This is a genomic window from Spirosoma sp. 48-14, assembly GCF_001898575.1.
Classification (GTDB): Bacteria; Bacteroidota; Bacteroidia; order Cytophagales; family Spirosomataceae; genus Spirosoma.
Window position 1 is genome coordinate 1 of the sequence record NZ_MKUD01000084.1, and the last position, 20,566, is coordinate 20,566.

21 protein-coding genes and 1 CRISPR repeat array are annotated in these 20,566 nt (G+C 47.4%); of the genes, 13 read left to right on the top strand and 8 right to left on the bottom strand.

Annotation, left to right across the window (positions count from 1 at the left end):
• Window positions 1–56 precede the first annotated feature (56 nt).
• Window positions 57–572, bottom strand: a complete 516-nt coding sequence (locus BGO59_RS33480; RefSeq protein WP_293691591.1) for a hypothetical protein — start codon at window positions 570–572, stop codon at window positions 57–59.
• A gap of 158 nt (window positions 573–730) precedes the next feature.
• Between BGO59_RS33480 and cas5p the strand changes: the two genes are divergently transcribed.
• The 10 genes from cas5p (at window position 731) to BGO59_RS33530 (ending at window position 10,320) form a co-directional block, all read left to right on the top strand.
• Window positions 731–1,444 (top strand): type I-PGING CRISPR-associated protein Cas5p, encoded by a 714-nt coding sequence (gene cas5p / locus BGO59_RS33485; protein ID WP_293691593.1) that lies wholly within the window; start codon window positions 731–733, stop codon window positions 1,442–1,444.
• Window positions 1,441–2,076, top strand: a complete 636-nt coding sequence (locus BGO59_RS33490) for a hypothetical protein (protein ID WP_293691595.1) — start codon at window positions 1,441–1,443, stop codon at window positions 2,074–2,076. Before cas5p ends, BGO59_RS33490 begins: the two co-directional genes overlap by 4 nt.
• Before the next feature lie 6 nt (window positions 2,077–2,082).
• Window positions 2,083–3,033, top strand: a complete 951-nt coding sequence (locus BGO59_RS33495; RefSeq protein ID WP_293691597.1) for a hypothetical protein — start codon at window positions 2,083–2,085, stop codon at window positions 3,031–3,033.
• 28 nt (window positions 3,034–3,061) lie between these two features.
• Window positions 3,062–3,982, top strand: coding sequence for a type I-PGING CRISPR-associated protein Cas7/Csp1 (gene cas7p / locus BGO59_RS33500; RefSeq protein ID WP_293691599.1), 921 nt, complete (start codon window positions 3,062–3,064; stop codon window positions 3,980–3,982).
• 78 nt (window positions 3,983–4,060) lie between these two features.
• Window positions 4,061–6,334, top strand: coding sequence for a CRISPR-associated helicase Cas3' (cas3, locus tag BGO59_RS33505; protein ID WP_293691601.1), 2,274 nt, complete (start codon window positions 4,061–4,063; stop codon window positions 6,332–6,334).
• Window positions 6,335–6,345: 11 nt separating this feature from the next.
• Window positions 6,346–6,858: a CRISPR-associated protein Cas4 gene (cas4, locus tag BGO59_RS33510; protein WP_293691603.1), complete on the top strand. Its 513-nt coding sequence runs from the start codon at window positions 6,346–6,348 to the stop codon at window positions 6,856–6,858.
• A gap of 114 nt (window positions 6,859–6,972) precedes the next feature.
• Entirely contained in the window at window positions 6,973–7,344 is a 372-nt protein-coding gene (locus tag BGO59_RS33515) for a GxxExxY protein (RefSeq protein WP_293691605.1), read from the top strand.
• Between the two features lie 84 nt (window positions 7,345–7,428).
• Window positions 7,429–8,439, top strand: coding sequence for a type I-B CRISPR-associated endonuclease Cas1b (gene cas1b / locus BGO59_RS33520; protein WP_293691607.1), 1,011 nt, complete (start codon window positions 7,429–7,431; stop codon window positions 8,437–8,439).
• An 86-nt stretch (window positions 8,440–8,525) separates the two neighbouring features.
• Entirely contained in the window at window positions 8,526–8,789 is a 264-nt protein-coding gene (gene cas2 / locus BGO59_RS33525; RefSeq protein WP_080055563.1) for a CRISPR-associated endonuclease Cas2, read from the top strand.
• Between the two features lie 215 nt (window positions 8,790–9,004).
• A CRISPR array of direct repeats spans window positions 9,005–9,227; the repeat unit is 30 nt; unit sequence CTTCTAATCGTACCTGAGTGGAATTGAAAT.
• A 205-nt stretch (window positions 9,228–9,432) separates the two neighbouring features.
• Complete coding sequence (locus BGO59_RS33530) at window positions 9,433–10,320, top strand: dienelactone hydrolase family protein (protein ID WP_293691609.1); 888 nt, start codon at window positions 9,433–9,435, stop codon at window positions 10,318–10,320.
• 181 nt (window positions 10,321–10,501) lie between these two features.
• Here BGO59_RS33530 and BGO59_RS33535 read toward each other — a convergent pair whose 3' ends face one another.
• Genes BGO59_RS33535 through BGO59_RS33550 form a run of 4 tightly spaced genes read right to left on the bottom strand, consistent with a single transcriptional unit; the run spans window position 10,502 to window position 13,200 of the window.
• Window positions 10,502–10,930 carry a hypothetical protein gene (locus tag BGO59_RS33535; RefSeq protein ID WP_293691611.1) on the bottom strand — a complete coding sequence of 143 codons (429 nt, stop codon included), beginning with the start codon at window positions 10,928–10,930 and terminating at the stop codon, window positions 10,502–10,504.
• Window positions 10,931–10,958: 28 nt separating this feature from the next.
• Window positions 10,959–11,342: a nuclear transport factor 2 family protein gene (locus tag BGO59_RS33540; protein WP_293691612.1), complete on the bottom strand. Its 384-nt coding sequence runs from the start codon at window positions 11,340–11,342 to the stop codon at window positions 10,959–10,961.
• Window positions 11,343–11,361: 19 nt separating this feature from the next.
• Window positions 11,362–11,943 (bottom strand): DUF1572 family protein, encoded by a 582-nt coding sequence (locus BGO59_RS33545; RefSeq protein WP_293691613.1) that lies wholly within the window; start codon window positions 11,941–11,943, stop codon window positions 11,362–11,364.
• A 57-nt stretch (window positions 11,944–12,000) separates the two neighbouring features.
• On the bottom strand, window positions 12,001–13,200 hold the full coding sequence (locus BGO59_RS33550; RefSeq protein ID WP_293691614.1) for an aminotransferase class V-fold PLP-dependent enzyme: 1,200 nt from the start codon (window positions 13,198–13,200) through the stop codon (window positions 12,001–12,003).
• Window positions 13,201–13,396: 196 nt separating this feature from the next.
• Between BGO59_RS33550 and BGO59_RS33555 the strand changes: the two genes are divergently transcribed.
• The 3 genes from BGO59_RS33555 (at window position 13,397) to BGO59_RS33565 (ending at window position 16,655) form a co-directional block, all read left to right on the top strand.
• Window positions 13,397–14,836 carry a PLP-dependent aminotransferase family protein gene (locus BGO59_RS33555; protein WP_293691616.1) on the top strand — a complete coding sequence of 480 codons (1,440 nt, stop codon included), beginning with the start codon at window positions 13,397–13,399 and terminating at the stop codon, window positions 14,834–14,836.
• A gap of 104 nt (window positions 14,837–14,940) precedes the next feature.
• Window positions 14,941–15,729 carry a class I SAM-dependent methyltransferase gene (locus BGO59_RS33560; protein WP_293691618.1) on the top strand — a complete coding sequence of 263 codons (789 nt, stop codon included), beginning with the start codon at window positions 14,941–14,943 and terminating at the stop codon, window positions 15,727–15,729.
• Window positions 15,726–16,655, top strand: coding sequence for a ketopantoate reductase family protein (locus tag BGO59_RS33565; RefSeq protein ID WP_293691620.1), 930 nt, complete (start codon window positions 15,726–15,728; stop codon window positions 16,653–16,655). Before BGO59_RS33560 ends, BGO59_RS33565 begins: the two co-directional genes overlap by 4 nt.
• 86 nt (window positions 16,656–16,741) lie before the next feature.
• Here BGO59_RS33565 and BGO59_RS33570 read toward each other — a convergent pair whose 3' ends face one another.
• The 3 genes from BGO59_RS33570 to BGO59_RS33580 all read right to left on the bottom strand — a co-directional run bounded on the left by BGO59_RS33570 (window position 16,742) and on the right by BGO59_RS33580 (window position 19,980).
• Window positions 16,742–17,920: a DEAD/DEAH box helicase gene (locus BGO59_RS33570; RefSeq protein ID WP_293691622.1), complete on the bottom strand. Its 1,179-nt coding sequence runs from the start codon at window positions 17,918–17,920 to the stop codon at window positions 16,742–16,744.
• Window positions 17,886–19,214, bottom strand: a complete 1,329-nt coding sequence (locus BGO59_RS33575; RefSeq protein ID WP_293691624.1) for a DEAD/DEAH box helicase — start codon at window positions 19,212–19,214, stop codon at window positions 17,886–17,888. The genes BGO59_RS33570 and BGO59_RS33575 overlap by 35 nt, the downstream gene beginning before the upstream one ends.
• A gap of 169 nt (window positions 19,215–19,383) precedes the next feature.
• Window positions 19,384–19,980: an SHOCT domain-containing protein gene (locus BGO59_RS33580; RefSeq protein WP_293691626.1), complete on the bottom strand. Its 597-nt coding sequence runs from the start codon at window positions 19,978–19,980 to the stop codon at window positions 19,384–19,386.
• Between the last annotated feature and the right edge of the window lie 586 nt (window positions 19,981–20,566).

Sequence of the window (20,566 nt, forward strand, 5' to 3'; positions counted from 1 at the left end):
TTCAGAGGGGTTCGAAATGTGGAATTCTTCTTATATCGGCTCACTCAGTTATATGCTTAATCCAAGTTGCTCCACAAGTATTGTCCTTGATCCATTAGTTGACTTTGTCCTGATTTCTGCTTTTGAGCTAAGTAAATGTGTTGGTAGACTTCGGGCCGTAATCGACCTCGTAACAGATGCTGAACAACATCAAAATAAAACTCGGAGGGCCTGTTATTGTGCTTCTGGCTAAAGCGCTGAATATCTTTTCGAGCGATGACCGCGTGGAACCGAATATCCTCATACGCTCGGATAAACTTGAACACTTCTGCTCGCACATCGGTATGATCCGCGCGAGCATGTAGAAACCAATCGGCTTTCTTAACGGACGGAATGCTACGATACAGAGAGTCGCCTGAAAGTCGCTGTTGTAATTCTAGAATAGCTTGTCGTAATGCTCTTCGATCTGATGTTTCGACCAGTCCCAGAATTAGCAACGGCTGATAGCCTAGTTCGCCAACCAGCAACTTCTTGCGTTTGCCATAGAATTCAGGATCACCGCATTCGTCAATGAAAAGGTAGTTGTGGAGCATATAGATTTAGGGAAAATGAGTCGCAACGAGGTACGATTAGAAACATATTTCTTTCTCTATTTTAATTCCAATCGCTGCGACTCTTTGTAAATATAATTGTCAATAAAGATTATTTTTTAGCGGGTTTTAACATATTTCTTTCTCTTGGTAGAATATTTATGGATATATCGTTTATTACTCAAGACGGTGAACGGACGAACTGTAAACTGATTCTTCAACCTCTAGCACCTTATTCGATGATTGACGAGGTGCCTGGTTCGTACTACAAAACGCTTACTGCGCCTTCAAAACACCAACTGTGTGGTTTATTTGAGAATGTGCTTGGTTTACACCTTAGCCTAAAAGACCGAGAGCGACTTTTTAAAGATCTAACAAAAGCTTATGAGAAGAAGCAGAAAGGAAAAGTAAAATTTGAGAAAGCTTATTCTAAGTCGGGCTATTTGCCACTGCTTTACCATTTATTCGACATCAGCCTTACGCTTGTTCCTCCTGTTATCCACATCGATGATTTATGGAAGAAAGCTTTTCGCCGTACGGATGCTGGCGACAATCCAGTTCATGCTAATGGTAGTATGAATCAGGATATTGAAGTTGTCAGACGTAAACGACTCATTGAACGCGATTCTGAAAAACCCGACCGTCCGACAAAAAAAGCGTTAGGCGACCTTTTTACTGCTCAAATAGGCTCTTTCCCTCTCTATTATTCAACCTTAGCAACGCGAGAATATTTAATGGCGAGCGGTAGCTATGTACTCAAACTTGATATAGATGCGGCTCTGCTACAGCGACTTGAGGAGGCTTTAATCACAAACAATCTTGTGTACCTAGGCACAAATGATGGCTGGGTGGATATTCAAATAGATCGGTCATGACACATCCTTATTTACGATACGGCTATGCCCTGTTTTTGGCTGAGACAAACCTTGAAGAGGGTATTTCAGTCAACGAGCATGCACCAGCTTTGATCCGTGAGTTACAGAAAAGTTTACTGGATTTTCGCATGAAACCAGCAACCTCTTACGCTGGTATGCGTTCGGTAAAATTTGCGTTTTGTGATGACGCCAAGGGAGATACAAGTAAAGGTGTTTTTCTGGCTCCCAATGTTATTGCTTCGGATAAAGCAGCGGGTAACCTGATCAAAAGTTGCACAGATTGGATTACTGAAATTCAAGGTGAATTAGTAAAAAATAATGGAGTTGTAAACTTGAGTAAAACAACTAAGGCTAGTATGTCATCAACACCAACGTCTGGCGAATACTTAAGCTTTGGAGCAACCGCTGGTCGAGGAAAGCCGTCAGTATCAACCGCTGAAAATGCTTTTGCTCTACTTACCTCACTCACCGCTTTTAAGCCTGCAATGGCATATAAAACGTATGCTCAGGGAAAAACAGAACGTACTAACACGACTATACTTCCGGCCTTCGATTCAATTAAAGACACCGTTCAATTTATCAAGCTTTTCAGGAAAGTACGGGACCAATATCTACAGAATGATGCATTATAGGGTGGGGTGTTTCAGGAGAAAAATAAAAAAGGTGAAGTAACAAAAGAAAGCCCTTTACGACCTAAAATATATGATGGTAATTTCCCCCATGCACCTCGAAGCAGTGCGCTTGGTCCTGTAGCACTTTTAGGTTCAATTGGTTCATGGGCTAAAGAAGCGGAAGATACACCTTGGGCGCTGGACGTACTTGAAAGCTTGAAAAATGCTCAAATGTATGTCATCAGTTATGGCAAAGCGCAGTCGTTCCGATACAATCACTACCTTGTTGATTTAGCAAAAGAAAATCGGCTTAGTGAAATTATTGATAGCCTTTATTATACTGTACTGTTGAGCCCAGGCCCACGAAATCTTGATAACCGAAACGACTATCAGGTTTTCGACTTGTTTACAGCCCGTTTTCTGATCCAATTTAACAGAGTATCATTTCGTGATTTCTTAGCTCAACGAGCTGAATACCCTTCTCAAACCAACATCTTATTCACCACTTATTTTGAAAAAATGGAAGGTATATCACCCGAGACCGTAAAATCTGCTAAGGCACTTGGCAGTTGGTTCAATCGCGTCGCTTATTTAGTTGCTATATCGGAGAGAAATACACCTCCCGGTGCCAAGCCGACTCCACTAACTGCTGACGAGCGTAAGATCAAGGCTAAAATGTTGGTTGAATTGGAAAGTGCAATCTTCTCTGCTAAAACAAGCGATGATCTTGTTTCACACACGATTGCCCGCGCTGGACGATTAGCGGGTGGTATAGATGCTCCTGAAGAAGCTGGATTATTCATTGAGAAAACTCTGGTTGGTAAAGCCATGCCTGACGGATTGACACTTAAGCAAGCGCAAAATATGCTGATTGCTTTTTCGCGTTTGCGCAATAAATATGAGCCTAAAGCTTCGGATGGGCCTATAGATAATATCGAAAATCAAAACGAAGAAGATGATTTAGACTTACAAGCTTAGTTGATAACTTCTTAAACCAATATTCTTTATGGAAATTTCAGGAATACTTGTTTCGATAGTTGCGCCTTTTGATTACCATATGGCTAATGGGGGTGAAAAATTACTCGGGAATGCTTCCTCCATCAAACGGACGCCGGACGGGAAAGTATACGTTTCAGGACAAATGCAGCGGCACGTTCTATTTTCGGCCATGTCGCGTTTGAATGCAGCCGACCCCGACAGAGCGCAAACCTATGTTTCAAATGGCGATGGAGTCAGCAACCATATTGAGGTTGACCTTAGGGCCGACATGGGTGGGTTCATGCATCCTTCCAGAGGGGATTATTCAGGCCGTCGAACAGCGCCACTATCTGCTACAATGGCAGTAGCCTTAGAAGAAAGCAAAGTAGGTCGGGATTTGTTGATTCGCCTTAAACAGGACCCTAATGAAGATAGTCGTGATCAGGCACTTGCAACTCGTGAGTTCAGTGAGAACGATATGATGTTAATGAACTTTTATCTGGATATTACATCATTGAGTACGTCGAAGGCTTTCCGCTACCAGAATTCGTTCCATCTGGAAACCACCCATCATAAGCATGCGCCCGAAGCAGAACGTATGCGTCGTGTAAGGCTGTTCCTAGAGGCTACACGCTCGTTGCAGGACTATTCCAACCAAGCTCGTAATGCCGTAAGTGGTGAGCCACTAAAAGTTCTGATTGTGTTTGATACAAAACACAGTCGCAAGGCCGCTCGCTATTTTTCGGTAGGCGAAACCCAGCAAAAAAATATTCTGGCTGAATTACAGTCACGCAATGCGCAATACTTTTTAGGTGATGACGATACTGATGAATCCGTATTTAAAGCCTATGAGGAAGCATTGACTTTATTAGCTTCTTCGACTCTAACTGATTTAAGTGAAGGTGATAGTGCTGTGATGACGTTCGAAGAATTTGCAGGCCGTAATTAGAAAGAGTTCTTACCGCTACAATCACCGACTGAAGCGGTAAGAACTTACTTGTCTCATGTCAAAAATACCTGCCAGCATATGACGACTACTGAATCTCTTGCCAAACCCAGTGGAATAACATTTACGCAGCATGTTACAGGCGTTGTTAATGAAGGACAAATGCTGATGCGTTGCCTGTCAACCACATTTGATAAATACCATCAGTTGACGGGTAATGATTTACGTAAACGTTTAAACATAGCCTGCAAATTTCATGATGACGGCAAAAAACACCCAAAATGGCAATCAGCCTGTCAGCAGGATTACAACGACTATTTAAAATGGCATGCTGAATTTGGTGGCTCTTACCAAGATTACGAACGAGCATGCAAAGGGCAAACAGGTCGTAATTTATTAAAAGCAGATATTAGGCACGAGATTGATTCACTGATCCAACGGCAGAAAGGTAACTTCTCATTGCCCGTTCAAATCGCTATCGGTGCGCACCATGGAAAGCTGTCTGTTAGACACGAGGATAAATGGAAACGGCCAGTATTTAAAGGTGAAGGTGAAAAGCTATGGCGGAAGTTTAAGCAACATAATAATCAGTTTGAAAGCCATCATGACTTTGAAAAGGCGCTATTGCCGCATTATGAATATGCTGGTGTAAGATCTTACCTACAAGTCGCCGACCGCCGAACAAGCGCTAAAGAGTCAGGAGAGAATTTATCTGATCCTAAATCATTTGAATATAAATTTCCTCATTCGGAAAGGCGTAATGTTCAGCGGATAGTCGAAGCGAATTGGCAGGAAGAGTTGTTATTAGTTCGCGCTCCAACTGGAGCAGGTAAAACAGATTCTGCTTTGCTATGGGCTTCTAAACAAATTGAAGCAGGACGAGCACAGCGGTTAGTTATTGCTATGCCTACGCGCTTTACGTCAAACGCGTTGTCTATCAATGTAGCCGAAAGCCTTTCTGACACAGGATTGTATCATTCAAGTGCATGGCATAACAAGTTTCGGTTAGCCATTGAAGAAAAACGAATTCATTTTAAAGAAGCGCAGAAACAGCACGAATCGGCTAGGCAACTGATGACACCAGTAACGGTCTGTACTATCGATCACTTATTAATGTCATTAACCCTTACCCGCGAAGATCATCATTTAATTGCCTTTAATCTGGCTAATAGCTGTTTGGTTATAGATGAGGCTGATTTTTACGATGATTTCACTCAGGCTAATATTTTGATATTGTTAACGGCACTGCATGCATGGAAAGTACCGGTCTTATTGATGAGTGCTTCATTGCCCGATTCTTGCTTGCCGCTGTATCAAGCAACGGGATACGATGTTAAGAAAATTTATGAAGATGAATCTGACCTTGAACGTATTCGATGCAACATTAAATCGATTAGAGAATACGAATCTATCTCCGAATTAGAGGGCCTACTCAATAAATGTATTAAAGCACGGTGTGCTATTATTTATGCCAATACTGTCGCAAAGGCTATGCAATTTTATGATTGGTTTTGCGGGCAGGGAGTGACCCCCACACTTTATCACAGTCGATTTACAGAACCACATAAGAAGGAAAAAGAAGACATATTACTTGAGAAATTAGGGCGTAAAGCTTGGGAAGAAAAACTGGCAGAAGGAATTGTTATCCTAACTCAGATTGGTGAAATGAGTGTCAATATAAGTGCTGATATTATGCTTTCGGAACTGTGCCCTATTGACCGTTTGATTCAACGGGCAGGCCGTTTAAGCCGTTTCAGCACTACCGGTGTTGGGGAGTTACATGTAGTTATACCAACTACGAACGGAGAAATTTATCCAGCCCCCTACGGTACTTATAAACGGGGTGCTAGCTGGTTGCCGAGCCCATGTTTAGTGAGCACAAAGGACAAATTGGCAGTTCGTTCTTATTCTGCTAATGTATTTACATCAATACTTAATGAAGTATATGCAACGACTTCGGTTCAAAGTACAAAGGCACAAACGAATGCGGAAAATTTGAAGCAACTTTTTATAACTAACTGGATAATTGGTTCGATGAGTACCACACGAGAAGACGATGCTGAAACCGCATTTTGGCGAAGCCGTGACATCGTGGGTAATGATTCTGTATTTATTGGAAAATTAGAACAAACCGCATTCAAGAACTGGTCAGACTTCAATGCTACAAAAAATGATCAGGCTATTGAACTGCCCGTTTATCTAATAGAGAAAGGGTTAAAAATAGGAGCGCTTTACACTGAGAACGTTTACATTGATGAAGATCTAACAAAGGTATATGTAGCTAATGATGGTTTGTACAACGAGGATATAGGACTGACATTACGTGAATTGACAACAATCGATAATTTCTTGTAAATGTCTTTTCTATGACTATCACCGGCACGTATATTAAATACTATAAAGTCTGTCACCGGAAGTTATGGTTGTTTCATCACAAGATTGAGATGGAGCATACCTCCGAACTGGTGGCCGAAGGGTCGTTTATCGGTGAGAAGTCATACCCGCAACGCGCTGAGCGATACCGCGAAATTCTGCTGGATGGCTCTCGAATTGATTTCTACGACCCAGTGGATAAAGTCGTGCATGAGATCAAGAAGTCGGACAAGCTCGAACATTCGCACGTAGCGCAGGTGCAGTTCTATTTGTATCTGCTCCGGCGAAATGGCGTGCAAGGAGCCACCGGCCTGATCGAGTATCCGAAACTACGCCAGACACAGCCCGTCCGGCTGGACGACGAAGATATACCCATGGTAGAAGCCTGGGTGCAGGACATCGAACGTATAGTGGATTCCGAACAATGCCCGGATCGGATCGCGAAAAGTAAATGCCGGTCGTGTAGTTATTTCGATTTTTGTTATGCAGCTGAGGATTCTTTTTGACAGGATTAACAGTTTTTTCTGACAGGATTAACAAGATTGACAAGATTACTTTTCTGTGCGAGCTCGTCTTATAACGAGTAAAATCCTGTCAATCCTGTTAATCCTGTCGAAAAAATGAATTATGACAATCTAACCCACCAGATTATCGCAGCGGCTTATGCCGTTCATAATACGCTCGGCCCTGGCTTTCTGGAAAAAGTGTATGAAAACGCACTATCTGTTGAATTACATAATCGAGGAATTTCGGTCGTTCAGCAGGTAAACATTCCGGTTTTTTACCAGCGCGTTCAGGTGGGCGATTATGTGGCCGACATGCTTGTTGACGGAAATGTATTGATTGAGTTGAAAGCCGTAGAAGCCATACATCCCAAACATGAAGCACAGTTAGTCAATTACCTGACAGCTACCGGGCTGGATGTTGGCTTACTCATTAATTTCGGGAGCAGTGTTAAGGTGAAGCGGAAATACCGAACGTATAAAAAGTAGTTTTTTGACAGGATTTACATGATTGACAGGATGATTCCAGGTGAATAAAAATCATGTGAATCATGTAAATCCTGTCGAAAAAATATGAAACAGACTAAATACCTGATGAATCCAGGGCGACTGAGCCGACAGGATAATACCCTCAAGTTCACCCCTGTTGACGAGGATGGCAACGAAGGCCAGCCCCGATTTTTGCCGGTTGAGCAGGTGTCTGACCTGTATATATTCGGGAGTTTAGATGCCAATTCGGCCCTGTATAATTTTCTGGGTAAAGAAGGAATCGCCGTCCACTTCTTCGACTATTACGAGCACTATACCGGTTCGTTTATGCCCCGCGAGTACCTGCTGGCTGGCAAGATGCAGGTGGAGCAAACGAAGCACTATGTATCGACCAAAAAACGCATGGTCATTGCCCAGGCGTTTGTGGAGGGAGCTGCCTGCAACATTCTGCGGGTGCTGAAATACTACGATAATCGGAAGGCCAACTGCCTGTCCGATTCCATTGCCATGGTCGAGCAACTGCTGGCGTCGGTGCCTACTGCGCCAGATGTCCCGACGTTGATGGGCATTGAAGGCAATATCCGCCAAACGTACTATAGCTGTTTTGACGCGATTCTGGGTGAGACTTTCTGTATGGATGGTCGTAGCAAACGGCCTCCGCAGAATGAGCTGAATGCCATGATCTCCTTGGGTAATATGCTTTGTTACACGGCCTGCCTGAGCATGATCTATCATACCCAACTGAACCCAACAATCAGCTTTCTGCATGAGCCGGGAGCGCGTCGATACTCGCTGGCGCTGGACATGGCCGAGATCTTCAAACCGATTCTGGTCGACCGGCTCATTTTTCGGATGGTCAACAAGCGGCAGCTACAACCGTCAGATTTTCGGATGGAAGTGGGCGGCTGTTTGATGAAAGAAGGCGCACGCAAGCGATTTTTGCAGGAGTTCGATGCCTCGTTGAAGGAAACCATCAAGCACCGATCGCTGGGACGCAGTGTCAGCTACAAACACCTGATCAAACTGGAATGCTATAAATTACAAAAGCATTTACTCGGCATCGATGCCTACAAACCCTTCAAAGCCTGGTGGTAGGCTTATAAAGAGCGAAAGAGTGAATGAGCGAAAGGCTGACGCGGAAATTTCACTCTTTCGCTCATTCACTCTTTCGCTCTTTAATTATGTATGTAATTTTAGTTTACGATATGGGGCAGAAGCGGGTTGGGAAGATGCTCAAACTCTGTCGGCGGTATTTAAACTGGATTCAGAATTCAGTATTTGAGGGGGAACTGACGGAGGTGCAGTTGAAAGAGTTATTGTATGAGGCAAGGCGCATTATGAACGAAGAAGAGGACAGTCTGATTCTGTTCAAAAACCGGGATCAGAAATGGCTCGACAAGCAAATCGTAGGGGTAGAACGGCAATCGACAGACGATTTTCTGTAGGGCTTCGTATCGTCGATCCCGCCAAACTGTTCTTTGACATGCTGGTTTTATAGGCTAAATTGAGGGTAATTGGAGCTAATTGATTGATTTATAGGTATCGTCGATCGCGGGGTATTTTCCTATTATTGCTGATAGACGATAATTATCTTCTAATTGAGCGGATAAAAAGTGGTATAGGGCTGCGCAAAGCCCCTTTTTTAGCCCTAATTTCACGGCTTCTAATCGTACCTGAGTGGAATTGAAATGCGGGGGCTTTACGGGGGTCGTAGCCTGGCCAGTTGCTTCTAATCGTACCTGAGTGGAATTGAAATTAACTACTGGCCAGATCCATCTGCACCGTGACTGACCTTCTAATCGTACCTGAGTGGAATTGAAATTTACAGCGGGTTTTGCCCGTATTGGCCCACTGAGCTAATCGTACCTAAGTGGAATTGACCTCTGAATCTAGGGGCGGTAGTAGTCGCTTATAGGCCTGATACGTTCTGTATGTAAGTAGGCTGAATGCAATCAACGATGAGCGCGGATATAGGAATGAGTGGTGCTCGTCAATGAGCTACCACGTTGTAAACTAAGCTTTTATTTGGAAAATACTGGATAAGCGGGTAATTGCGTACTTTTAAACCAAACACGTATTCTAACGACCATGAACCCCATCCGAAAAGAAGACATTAAACAGGAGGTATTTGACCTTTACGACGACTATGCCCATAGCCGTATCGATCGGCGTGATTTTGTCCAGAAATTATCAGCCTATGCTGTAGGTGGCCTTACCCTTACATCACTGATGAGTTTTTTGATGCCCGATTACAAAGGCGCTATTCAAATTAAGGCTGATGACCCACGCCTGACGTCAGAATTCGTGAATTATCCATCGTCCAAAGGGGGAGGTACAATCAAGGCGTTGCTGTCGAAACCAGCTGGTGCGAAAGGAAAATTGGGCGGAATTGTGGTCGTGCACGAAAATCGGGGATTAAATCCGCATATCGAAGATGTGGCCCGTCGGGCGGCACTGGCTGGATTTGTCACGCTGGCTCCCGATGCGCTGTCGCCCCTGGGTGGCTATCCCGGTAGCGACGATAAAGGACGCGAACTGCAAAGCAAGCGTAACCGCGATGAGATGCTGGAGGATTTTATAGCCGCTGCGGAATATTTAAAGACCAATCCGAATTGCAACGGCAAAGTGGGTGTGGTGGGGTTTTGTTTCGGAGGCTGGATTTCCAACATGATGGCCGTGCGTATGCCCGATCTGGCGGCTGCGGTTCCGTTTTATGGAGGTCAGCCGCCTGTTGAAGATGTTCCTAAAATAAAAGCGCCCCTGCTGTTACACTACGGTGAATTGGATAAAGGCGTCAATGCCGGTTGGCCAGCTTATGAGGCTGCGCTGAAGGAGAATAAGAAAGACTACACGGCCTATGTTTATCCGAATGCCAATCACGGTTTCCATAACGACACAACCCCTCGATACGACAAAGCAGCGGCTGAGCTTGCCTGGCAGCGCACCATCGATTTCTTCAAGAGCAAACTGGTATAAATAGCCTCCTCCGTGTAGATGGGTGAACCTTAGTATGCGGTCGGTAGTATAGGTCGTCAAATGAACGTGGTTTTCTAAGGTGATGAGCCGGGAGATTCACGTTCATTTTCGGCTTTGAGGGTGCTGCATTTTCAGCGATACCACTCTTTTATGTTTGGTATCGGATAGTTGCATGCACGGGTTACTCAATATCGGCGTTGTAATAACTTTCTTTGGGGACAGGATTACCGTTGAGGCCGTTCAGCATGGCTAACTGCCCAATATGCGTGGCCATGTCTAAAATAGGTCCCTGTAACAAGCGCTTACGCATGTCGCTGCTAATCGGAACGGAATCTATCGTGATGACCAGTTCATGCAATGCCTCAATGAATCGGGTTGTTTCCCCCGCAAAATCCAGAACTGAGGGCGCTGGGCAACTGATAGACCCTTCAGTAATCATGAGCTTTGTTTTAACAGCCAGATCATACATGTGATTGATAATCTGGTTGGGGCTTCGGGTATGCGTACTGATCGTAAACGTGCCAAACGGATCGGCTGAGCCATTGATCGCTTTTCTAAATCGGTATGCTAACGCCTTGACAGCATGGGCTAGTAGCTCGTTGTTACACATGATAAAAGAGGGTCGGTGACTGTTTCATTTACGCTGTTTTTGGGTCGGGCGATGCGCCCGTCGTGTAGTGGCATAAGACCCGATCGGCTTTCCCGGCGGCATTCAACCGAAACACTTCACAAGCCAGTCGGCTCTGAACAGAGGTGTAATAAATCGCCAGGGTGTCGATACCGACAAACACATTGTGCAGCGTGAAGTGTAGATCAGGATACGTATCCAGACCGATCTGAAAATAGCGTTCCAGGTCACGTTTGCTGGTAATACAGCCTGAGTCATTGACGTTCAGAAGTGGAATAAAAGGCGAATAAAATTCCAGTTCGTCGGCGTAATGGTCCAGAATGGCGGTCAGGTCGTGTGCGTTGAAGGCGCTGATCCACTCATCGGCAAATTGAGTCGCTACTTGTTGAGTCATGGCGTTTTCCTGGTTTGGGTTAGTCTTCTGAATCTGGTCGATCCGGCTTTAGAAACTCGTCGGTAAAATGTTCCCGGTGTTTGGGCTTTGCGAATTTATCGGTATTAAACTGTCGGGATTCCCCTTTGGGTATGGAGAGCGATGTCCACTCCTTAGCCAGCATTTTCCCGATAAAAACGATTTGTCCGACATGATACGGATAATGGGCCAGTTGCCGGTTGATGGCTTCCAGAACCGAATGGCCCTGATTGCGGATGTAGATGATTTTGGCCAGATCGTCTTCCTGCAAGGATCTGAGCGTTTCTAGCAGCACAGACCAGCCTTCCTGCCATTTTTGAAGCAGATCATCCCTCGACTGAAGATCATTGACAAATTCCCCATCGCGGTCGCGCCATTCTTTTTCGCCATCGGTGGTCAGGAAGCCCGTCCAGCGGCTCATCATATTCCCCCACAGGTGCTTGACGATCATAGCAATGCTGTTGCTTTCGGTACTATACTGCCAGAAAAGTGCTTCATCGGGAAGCTGGGCCAGCGTTTTGTCACCCAGTAGTTTATAGTACTCAAACTGACTGATTACACTTTTCAGATAATCGGTTTGCATGGGGCAGGTTGGTTTATAGCTAAAATCGGAGGGGATGCCAGCAAAGGTAATGAGCGATTAGTGTACCGCATGGCCGATAACATCGACGACGGCGTCGATTTCCTCCTCTGTGTTGAAATAGTGAGGTGACAACCGAATGAGCCAATCGATGCCTTTTCGCTGGAAATCGATCAAGGCGGCACCGGCATGTTGTACGGTAAAAATTACCCCCTCACGTCTGAGTGTAGCGTCCAGTGTAGCCAGCGATTGGCGGGTGGTGTGAAAGGTCAGGAGGTTGCTTTGTTGGGAACCCCGGTCCAGTAGAGTCAGCCCATCAATTTGTTGCAGCCCCGTTCGGAGTCGGTGCATCAACTGTTGGTTCTGCTGGCTAATGGCGTCCAGGGTTATCTCGTTGGCGTACCGAACGGCTTCGGCCAGTCCCACGCTGAGGAGTGAAATCTCCTGGGGTTCAAATCGGCGGGCACCTGTCTGTAAGGTGTAGGCATCCGGCGCCGTCCAGCTAGCCGCCCGACGGTCGACAAGGAGCGGAGCCAATCCGGCTTCCAGTACGCGATCAGAAACATATAGAAATCCCGTATTACGCGGTCCACGTAAAAACTTACGGCCTGTTGCGATCAGAAAATCGGGCTGGATCTGAGCGACATCGAGCGGCAACTGTCCCACCGACTGAGCTGCATCGAGCAGGTACCAGACGCCGTATTGCCGACACAGTCTGCCCACTTCCTCGGCTGGCAGCACCAGACCTGAGTTGGTTGGAATGTGTGTAATGGCTATCAATGTGGGGCGATGCGTGCGGATCAATTCGTCCAGGTGCGTCAGGTCGAGGTCGCCGTTGGGCAGATCATTGATTCGCAGTAGGCGAATGCCTAGCCGTTGCTGCATGGATAGAAACGCCAGCTGGTTGGACACGTAATCGTTCGTGGTTGTCAGAATCGTATCACCCGCTCGAAACGGTATGGCCGACAGAACCTGAAAGCCCGCATCGGTGGCACTGTAGGCATAGGCTATGTTGCCCGGTTTGGTATTTAGCAGCCGGGCTGTTTCGTCATAAAATCGGGCGATCTGGCTGCTTCGTAATCGTTCGACTTCATAACCGCCCAACTCGGTCTCCTGCTGGAGATACTCCATCATGGCCGTCACAACGGGAGTAGGCATTAAAGAAGCCCCGGCGCTATTCATAAACAGATGATCGTAGCAACCGGGCGTATCGGCCCGCAGTCGGGCAAGATCGGGAAAGGAGGTTGTCTGAATTTGCATGGGGCAAAAAACGGAATCCAGACTGTACGGAAAAAGATACACTTTGGTGCGTACAGCGCCGTACAGTTGGTTTTCCTGATCAGTAGGCAAGTCAGGAAAACTGTACGGGTTACTTTCGCGAAAACTGTATGGTAAATCGTACAGATGGGTGTTCTACTTTTGTTCCGTAAACCTCTTTCGCGATCAGCAACTGTCTATGAATGGATCGATTCCCAAGTATCAGCAGGTAGCTCGTCAGTTGGGCGATAAGTTGCGGCTGGGTGTACTGGCCGAGGGCGATAAACTTCCTTCGGTTCGGATGCTTAGTCAGGAACTGGGCGTTAGCATCAACACGGTACAGCAAGCCTACTATTGTCTGGAGGCAGAAGGCCTGGTAGAAGCTCGCCCTCAGTCGGGCTACTACGCTCGAACACTGATTGATCGGATGGACACTGTACCACGTCGATCGGAGCCCCAGGCAATGGCCCATCAGACAAGCCTGTCTAATCAGGAATCGGTGTTACGGAGACGGATGCGGCAGCAGCGAGAGCCAGGCTGGCTTTCGCTGTCGATGGGTGTGCCCGCTCCTGAATTGTTGCCTGTGAGCAAGCTGACGAAGGCGCTTCAGCAGGCGCAGCGCGAACTGCCGCATGGGGGAATCGAATACGAACAGATGGTTGGGAATCAGGCATTGCGCCGACAAATTGCCCGCTATGCCCTGTTCTGGGGTAGTCAGCTTACTGATGAGGAAATTATTACAACTGAAGGCTGTACGGCTGCCTTAACCTTATGTTTGAAAACCGTTACCCGGCCGGGCGATACGGTTGCGGTCGAAAGCCCTGTCTATTTCGGTATTCTTCAAACCATACTATCACTAGGCTTGAAGGTGCTCGAACTCCCGACCGATCCGCTGACGGGTGTTGACCTGGATGTACTGGAAAAGCATCTGCAAATAGGGCAGGTGCAGGCCTGTTTGCTGGTGCCCAGCTTTAGTAATCCACTCGGTTGCTGTATGCCGATCACGCACAAACAACGACTGGTACGGCTGATGGAAAGCTACCAGATTCCACTCATTGAAGATGATCTGTATGGCGACCTGCATTTTGCCCCTGACCGACCACTACCCTGTAAGGCTTTCGACCGGCAAGGGTTGGTTTTATGGTGCGGATCGTTTAGCAAAACACTGGCGCCTGGCTATCGGGTAGGGTGGGTAGCCCCAGGGCGCTATTATGAGGCCCTATTCCAGATAAAGCGGTATCAGGGTGGCTTTTCGCCGGGATTAACGCAGCAGGCAGTGGCTAATTTTCTGGCCAACGATCGCTATGAACTGCACCTGCGCCGACTCCGGCAGCGGCTGAAAAGTAATTGCCAGCGTTATCAGCAAACCATCCGAACCTACTTTCCGGAGGGTACACGCATCAGCGAGCCGCAGGGTGGATTTACCTTATGGGTCGAGGTGGATGCTCGGATCGATACGCTGGCTCTGGCCGATGAGCTGGCGGAATACAAAATCAGTATTCTGCCCGGTTGTGTATTCAGCCTCCAGCCACAGTATGGCAACTGTATGCGACTTAGTTATGGTATGCCGTTTGACGAGCGTGTTGCCTGGGGCCTGCAAACCATCGGACAACTTATTCACCAGCAACTGGGATTATGATTCAATAGACCCCCAAACCACGCCCATCAGGACGCTGGGCTGGATAGCTGGCTTATATAGCCCCTCATTCTTTCAACGTTTATCGTTACTTCGATTTGTGAACTATGGATTCTTCGCAAAACCCCTGGAATGCTGATCTCTACCAGCAAAAACACGCCTTTGTTTTTCACTATGGAACCGATGTACTCCGTTTGCTGGAGCCGCAGTCGGGCGAGCAAATTCTGGACCTGGGTTGCGGCACGGGTGAACTGACGGCTCAGATCGCTCAACGTGGTGCAGAGGTTATAGGGGTCGATGCTTCCGCTTCGATGATTGAAAAAGCCCTAGAATCGTTCCCGCATCTTCGCTTTCAACAGGCGGATGCTCGGGAGTGGGTTGCAGACCAACCCTTCGACGCGGTTTTTAGCAATGCTACCCTCCACTGGATTTCTGAAACTGAACAACCGAAGGTCTTAAGCAATGTGTTTGCCGCGCTTAAACCGGGTGGGCGTTTTGTGGCGGAGATGGGAGGAAAGGGTAATGTGCAGCGCATCCTAACCGCGTTTACGAAGGCTCTGGCTGCGTTGGGGATACCTGAACCGGCCAACCCAAACTACTTTCCGAGTTTGGGGCAGTATGCAGCGATGCTGGAAACGGCTGGTTTCTCCATCGCATTCATGCAATATTTCGACCGCGATACGCCACTGGCTGACCCTGAAACCGGAATAAGTGACTGGCTGGCCATGTTTCGGGGGGATGTGTTGAATGCCCTGTCTGCCAATGACCGACAAACGGTTTTATCGGCCGTAAACGACCCGCTTCGATCGACCAATTATGCCGATGGGCACTGGTTCGCTGATTATAAACGGCTTCGATTTGTCGCTATTAAACCATCGTCTACGCATCCCTCATGAACAACCCCATCTACATAATTGGCGTTGGCGCCATTGGTATGACCTTAGCCGTGTTGCTGAAGCAGGCTGGTAAAGACGTCACGCTGATACGCGGTCGGCAGGGTAGCCCGGCAGAAACGGACGAAGCAAGCATTACGGTTGACAGTATCGACGGCACTAGCTTATCGGCCACGGTGCCCGTTCGTTCTCTGGAAGAAATGAATGCGTTGAATGGGCCTGTTTTGCTGACCAGTAAATCGTTCGGTAATCGGGAACTGGCGCAGCGACTGAATGGGAAAACGGGTCAGTCACCCCTTGTGTTGCTCCAAAATGGGTTGGGTGTCGAAGACCCGTTTTTAGAGGCCGGTTTTCCTCGACTCTATCGATGTGTGTTACTGGCAACCAGCCAGGTACAGGCTCCTTATGTGGTTCGCTACAAGCCCGTAGCGGCTTCTCCTGTTGGTGTCGTTCGTGGTCACGAAACTGAGCTGTCCGAATTGGTAGCAACGCTTACCACCCCCCAGTTTCCATTCCGGGCAGAAGTTGCCATCCAGCAGGCTATTTGGGAGAAAGTCATTACCAATTGTGTGTTCAATGCCATTTGCCCACTGCTCGACGTCGATAACGGTATTTTTTATCGGAATGAATCGGCGTTGGCTTTGGCGCGTGAGGTTATCGACGAATGTCTGGCCGTGGCAAAAAAAGTGGGCGTCGGGCTGGATCGGGCGGAAGTAGAGCAACGGCTATTGCAAATCAGCCAACGATCGGAGGGGCAGCTCATTTCGACCCTGGTCGATATTAACCAGGGTCGCGAAACCGAAATAGATTCATTGAACCTGGCTGTAGCCCGTCTGGCCGATCGGCTGGATCAGCCGGAGCTGGCGACTAAGACCCGGCTCCTGGGTGAATTAACTCGATTGAAAGCTGAAAAGAGCCGTATTCTTTAGCCGACGATTGAAGCTGTAAGTATGATTCAGACAATCAATCCGTATTCCCCCTGATGCCTGTTTGGGCCAGACTATGAACATAACGATCAGTAGCCCTGTAAATCCAGATCGGTGGTATCGATTTGCTCTACCCGTTTTCCCATCTTCTTCTGGATGATTTTAAAATGGTGCTCGTCGTCGGGTGTGATGAGCGAAATGGCTTTTCCGGTTGCTTCGGCACGGCCCGTCCGACCAATTCGGTGAACGTAATCTTTGGGAGACCGTGGCAGATCGAAGTTGATTACGTACGGAAGCAGTTGAATGTCGATGCCACGCGCCAACAGATCCGTGGCTACCATTACCTGCAATTTGCCCGCCTTGAATTTGTGGAGTACATCGGTGCGAACCTGCTGCCCTTTCTGGCCGTGGATAGCAGCCGCCTGAATGCCGTTTTTCGTCAATTTAACGACTAGATTATCAGCTGTTCGGGTCGACGAAGCGAAAACCAGCACCTGTTGCATCTGTTCGGTTTTGATCAAATAGCGCAGCAACGGCCCTTTGCGGGTTGGGTCAACGTTGTAGGCAACCTGCTCGATCAGTTCGAGGTTGGTGGCTTCTTCGACCACTTCAATTGTTACGGGCGTGCGCAGAAGACTTTTATTGATCTCGTCAATGGCATCGCCCAGCGTTGCGGAGAACAGGATCGTCTGTCGGTTTTTGGGCAACCGATCAACCAGTTGATTCATTTCATCGGCAAAGCCCAGGGCAAGCATCTTATCGGCTTCGTCGAGAACCAGGATCTCAACGTCTGACAGACGCAGGGCATTCTGATCGAGCAAATCCAGCAACCGGCCCGGTGTAGCCACAATAATATCGGCTCCATGTACGGCCTGCATCTGCGGATTGATGGACACGCCACCATATACCGCCACCGTTTTTACTTTTGGGAAAAGATGCACGCCCAGTTGTTGAAATACATCGGCTACCTGACTCGCTAGTTCACGGGTTGGCACCAGCACGAGCACGCTGGCATAGCGACTACCAACGGTTTTTGTTCGATGAAATAACTCCAGAATCGGCAGAACAAAACTGGCCGTTTTACCCGACCCTGTTTTAGCGATGCCCAGAATATCCTTTCCACGCAGAATGGGTGGAATAGCGTCCCGCTGAATGGGGTAGGGGCGTGTGTATTGTTGCTCCTCTACAGCTTTCAGCAGGGGTTCCGATAGCCCAAGTGAGGCAAAGGTGACCTTACTTTTTTCCGCTTCGCTTAATGGGTCGACCATATTTTTCTCGTTTTTCGGCCGCATAATCGCGCCGGACATTTACTTTTTTATTCTTGGCTAGTTTTTCGTGAAAAGCAGGGCCTACATCCTCTCGTTTAGGGGCTTTTACCTCAACGGCTCTCATGTGTACTTTAGGCCGTTCAGCGTCTGTCAGTTCCTCGGAAATAACTAGATCAGTGGGTAAAGGGAGTACCGGAATAGTATAGTTCATCAAGGCTTCAACGGCTTCCCGTCGTTCGTCGTCGTTGGGTGTCAGAAAGGTGATGGCAATGCCTTGCTGATCGGCCCGACCCGTTCGGCCAATTCGGTGAATGTAGGTTTCCGATACGTCGGGCATATCGAAATTGACTACATGCGAAACCTGGGCAACGTCGATACCACGGGCAACAATATCAGTCGCAATCAACACCCGTATGCGCCCCGATTTGAATTTTTCGACCGCTTCGAACCGAAGGTTTTGTGCTTTGCTGGCGTGAATAATGCCAACCTGGTCTGGAAAGGAAGGGGCCAGTTCTTCTTCCAACTGATCGGCAAGCTGTCGGGTCGCCACAAAGACAAGCACCTTAGTCATATCCGCATCCTGACGCAGCAGCAACGTCAGCAAATTCACTTTGGTGTAGAAGTTGGGAACGGCATACGCCGTCTGAGCAATATTTTCGAGGGGCGTACCCATCGGTGCTGCTTCTACCCGAACGGGGTTATTGAAGAACGTATCGATCAGTTGCTCGACATCGGGTGTAAGGGTAGCCGAAAACAGCAGGTTCTGGCGCTTTGGCGGTAGCAGGTCAAGGATGGTTTTTAGTTGCGTCCGGAACCCAAGGTCCAGCATTTCATCGACCTCATCGATAACCAGTTTTTTTACCGCTTTGGTCTTTAAAACCCCATTCGACAGTAAATCGACCAGACGGCCGGGGGTAGCCACCAATATGTCCAGTCCTTGCTGAACCTGAGCTACCTGGGGCTTCATGTTGACACCGCCATAAACACCCACCGCTACCAGATTCAGGTAGGCTGTCAATTGCGTTACGGTTTCCAGTACCTGCACAACTAGTTCACGCGTAGGTACCAGGATGATCAGTTGCGGAAGTTTCTCCTTCGAGAACTGAAGCTGACGCAGACAGGGTAGCAAATACGCCAGCGTTTTGCCCGTTCCGGTCTGTGCCAGTCCGCAAACATCCCGTCCCGACATAACGACCGAAAACACGTTTTGCTGGATGGTTGTCGGTGTTGTGTACCCTATATCGTTTAGCGCATTCAGGAGCGGTTTATTCAGATTCAGTTCATCAAACGTCATAGCCTTTCGCATCTACTAATCAACGAAGGTAGGGCTAATTGACTAATTAGGGGTAAAGGCTGCTCCGAAAAGCAATAAAATACCCGGCTTGATGGAAACCGGGTTATCTGCCATAAAATAGCTTAACGGAGCGACAAGGGCTATTGAGGAGCCCCAACAGAATCACCCCCTATTGATTCAATAGTTTTTTCTTCTGGTCGTCAAACTCTTTCTGTGTGAGCGCGCCAGCATCAAGCAGTTGTTTTAACTTGAGTAATTCATCGGCTACACTGACCGAACTGGCTGATTTAGGCTTAGCACCAGCAGGGGAAGCGAGTTCTCCTTCGGCAATGGCGTTTTCCAGTTCAATGTAGTAACGTGTCAGGGTGCCTACCCCAACAACGGCTCCCATGCTGAACCCCTGTTTGCGCGTACCACTCTGCACCAGTTCTTTAACAATGCCCCGTTTGCCGGCGTAATCGGACATTAAGTGGGTACGCACCAATTGACCATTGACATATTTGCCCCCCACGCCACCAGCATTATCGTAAATGAAAGCAAATGCTTTAGTGGGCATGGACCCTCTACCAAACGTTAGCGTATCGCCCAATTTAACGACCCAACCCGCCACCGATGTTTGGTAGCCACTTTGTAGGCGATTGTCGCTGACTCGTTCATTCTTTATTTCGTCGGCCGTTACCGGTCCAGTTTGCGCAAAACCAACTAGTGGGTTAGCAAGTACGGAGGCAAACAGGCCTACCATTATACTTTTTAAAATTACCTTCACTCCAGATGGGGTTGTAAATGTGTGAAAAATAGTAAAATTGATGTATGTATGATTGAATGAGCGTAAATATAAATAAATTCCAGTTCTGAACTCCGTGCAGGTAGATCAACAACTCATTAAACCAACAGGACGAAAAGGTAGCTAACGGATCAATAATGAACATTGGCTGTAGTAACCTGGGTTTGTATAGAGTTGCGGAGGGGACTTCTTTATAAACTACTAGAGCAGGAATGACTAGTGGCAGCCGGAGTGTCCTGAATCTCTACATTACTACGCTTGCCATATCGAGAAGGTCAAGGCCATCAACAATGTGTTTGCTGACTGGGCAGCTTACCACTGAACACAAACTGTACCAAGAGCAAGGCAAGTGAGAGCAGCAATATAAGCCAGGAACAACTTAAACACATGACTGATATCGTGGACTGAGATGGTCATAAAAAACCGAAGATACTTTTTGAAAATACTTTTTAGTAGGATGGCCTGTCACACATATCTTTGCCCTGAAAGATATTCGCTCTAAAAAGTGCAATTTTGGAGCCTGCCATTGGTGAGCAGAAAAAGCCTTTGCCTGTCGCAAATGCGTTCT

Bases quoted from the DNA above. Each gene is read 5' to 3' on its own strand.
- BGO59_RS33480 (WP_293691591.1), bottom strand. From the start codon at position 572: ATGCTCCACAACTACCTTTTCATTGACGAATGCGGTGATCCTGAATTC.
- cas5p (WP_293691593.1), top strand. From the start codon at position 731: ATGGATATATCGTTTATTACTCAAGACGGTGAACGGACGAACTGTAAA.
- BGO59_RS33490 (WP_293691595.1), top strand. From the start codon at position 1,441: ATGACACATCCTTATTTACGATACGGCTATGCCCTGTTTTTGGCTGAG.
- cas7p (WP_293691599.1), top strand. From the start codon at position 3,062: ATGGAAATTTCAGGAATACTTGTTTCGATAGTTGCGCCTTTTGATTAC.
- cas3 (WP_293691601.1), top strand. From the start codon at position 4,061: ATGACGACTACTGAATCTCTTGCCAAACCCAGTGGAATAACATTTACG.
- cas4 (WP_293691603.1), top strand. From the start codon at position 6,346: ATGACTATCACCGGCACGTATATTAAATACTATAAAGTCTGTCACCGG.
- BGO59_RS33515 (WP_293691605.1), top strand. From the start codon at position 6,973: ATGAATTATGACAATCTAACCCACCAGATTATCGCAGCGGCTTATGCC.
- cas1b (WP_293691607.1), top strand. From the start codon at position 7,429: ATGAAACAGACTAAATACCTGATGAATCCAGGGCGACTGAGCCGACAG.
- cas2 (WP_080055563.1), top strand. From the start codon at position 8,526: ATGTATGTAATTTTAGTTTACGATATGGGGCAGAAGCGGGTTGGGAAG.
- BGO59_RS33530 (WP_293691609.1), top strand. From the start codon at position 9,433: ATGAACCCCATCCGAAAAGAAGACATTAAACAGGAGGTATTTGACCTT.
- BGO59_RS33535 (WP_293691611.1), bottom strand. From the start codon at position 10,930: ATGTGTAACAACGAGCTACTAGCCCATGCTGTCAAGGCGTTAGCATAC.
- BGO59_RS33540 (WP_293691612.1), bottom strand. From the start codon at position 11,342: ATGACTCAACAAGTAGCGACTCAATTTGCCGATGAGTGGATCAGCGCC.
- BGO59_RS33545 (WP_293691613.1), bottom strand. From the start codon at position 11,943: ATGCAAACCGATTATCTGAAAAGTGTAATCAGTCAGTTTGAGTACTAT.
- BGO59_RS33550 (WP_293691614.1), bottom strand. From the start codon at position 13,200: ATGCAAATTCAGACAACCTCCTTTCCCGATCTTGCCCGACTGCGGGCC.
- BGO59_RS33555 (WP_293691616.1), top strand. From the start codon at position 13,397: ATGAATGGATCGATTCCCAAGTATCAGCAGGTAGCTCGTCAGTTGGGC.
- BGO59_RS33560 (WP_293691618.1), top strand. From the start codon at position 14,941: ATGGATTCTTCGCAAAACCCCTGGAATGCTGATCTCTACCAGCAAAAA.
- BGO59_RS33565 (WP_293691620.1), top strand. From the start codon at position 15,726: ATGAACAACCCCATCTACATAATTGGCGTTGGCGCCATTGGTATGACC.
- BGO59_RS33570 (WP_293691622.1), bottom strand. From the start codon at position 17,920: ATGGTCGACCCATTAAGCGAAGCGGAAAAAAGTAAGGTCACCTTTGCC.
- BGO59_RS33575 (WP_293691624.1), bottom strand. From the start codon at position 19,214: ATGACGTTTGATGAACTGAATCTGAATAAACCGCTCCTGAATGCGCTA.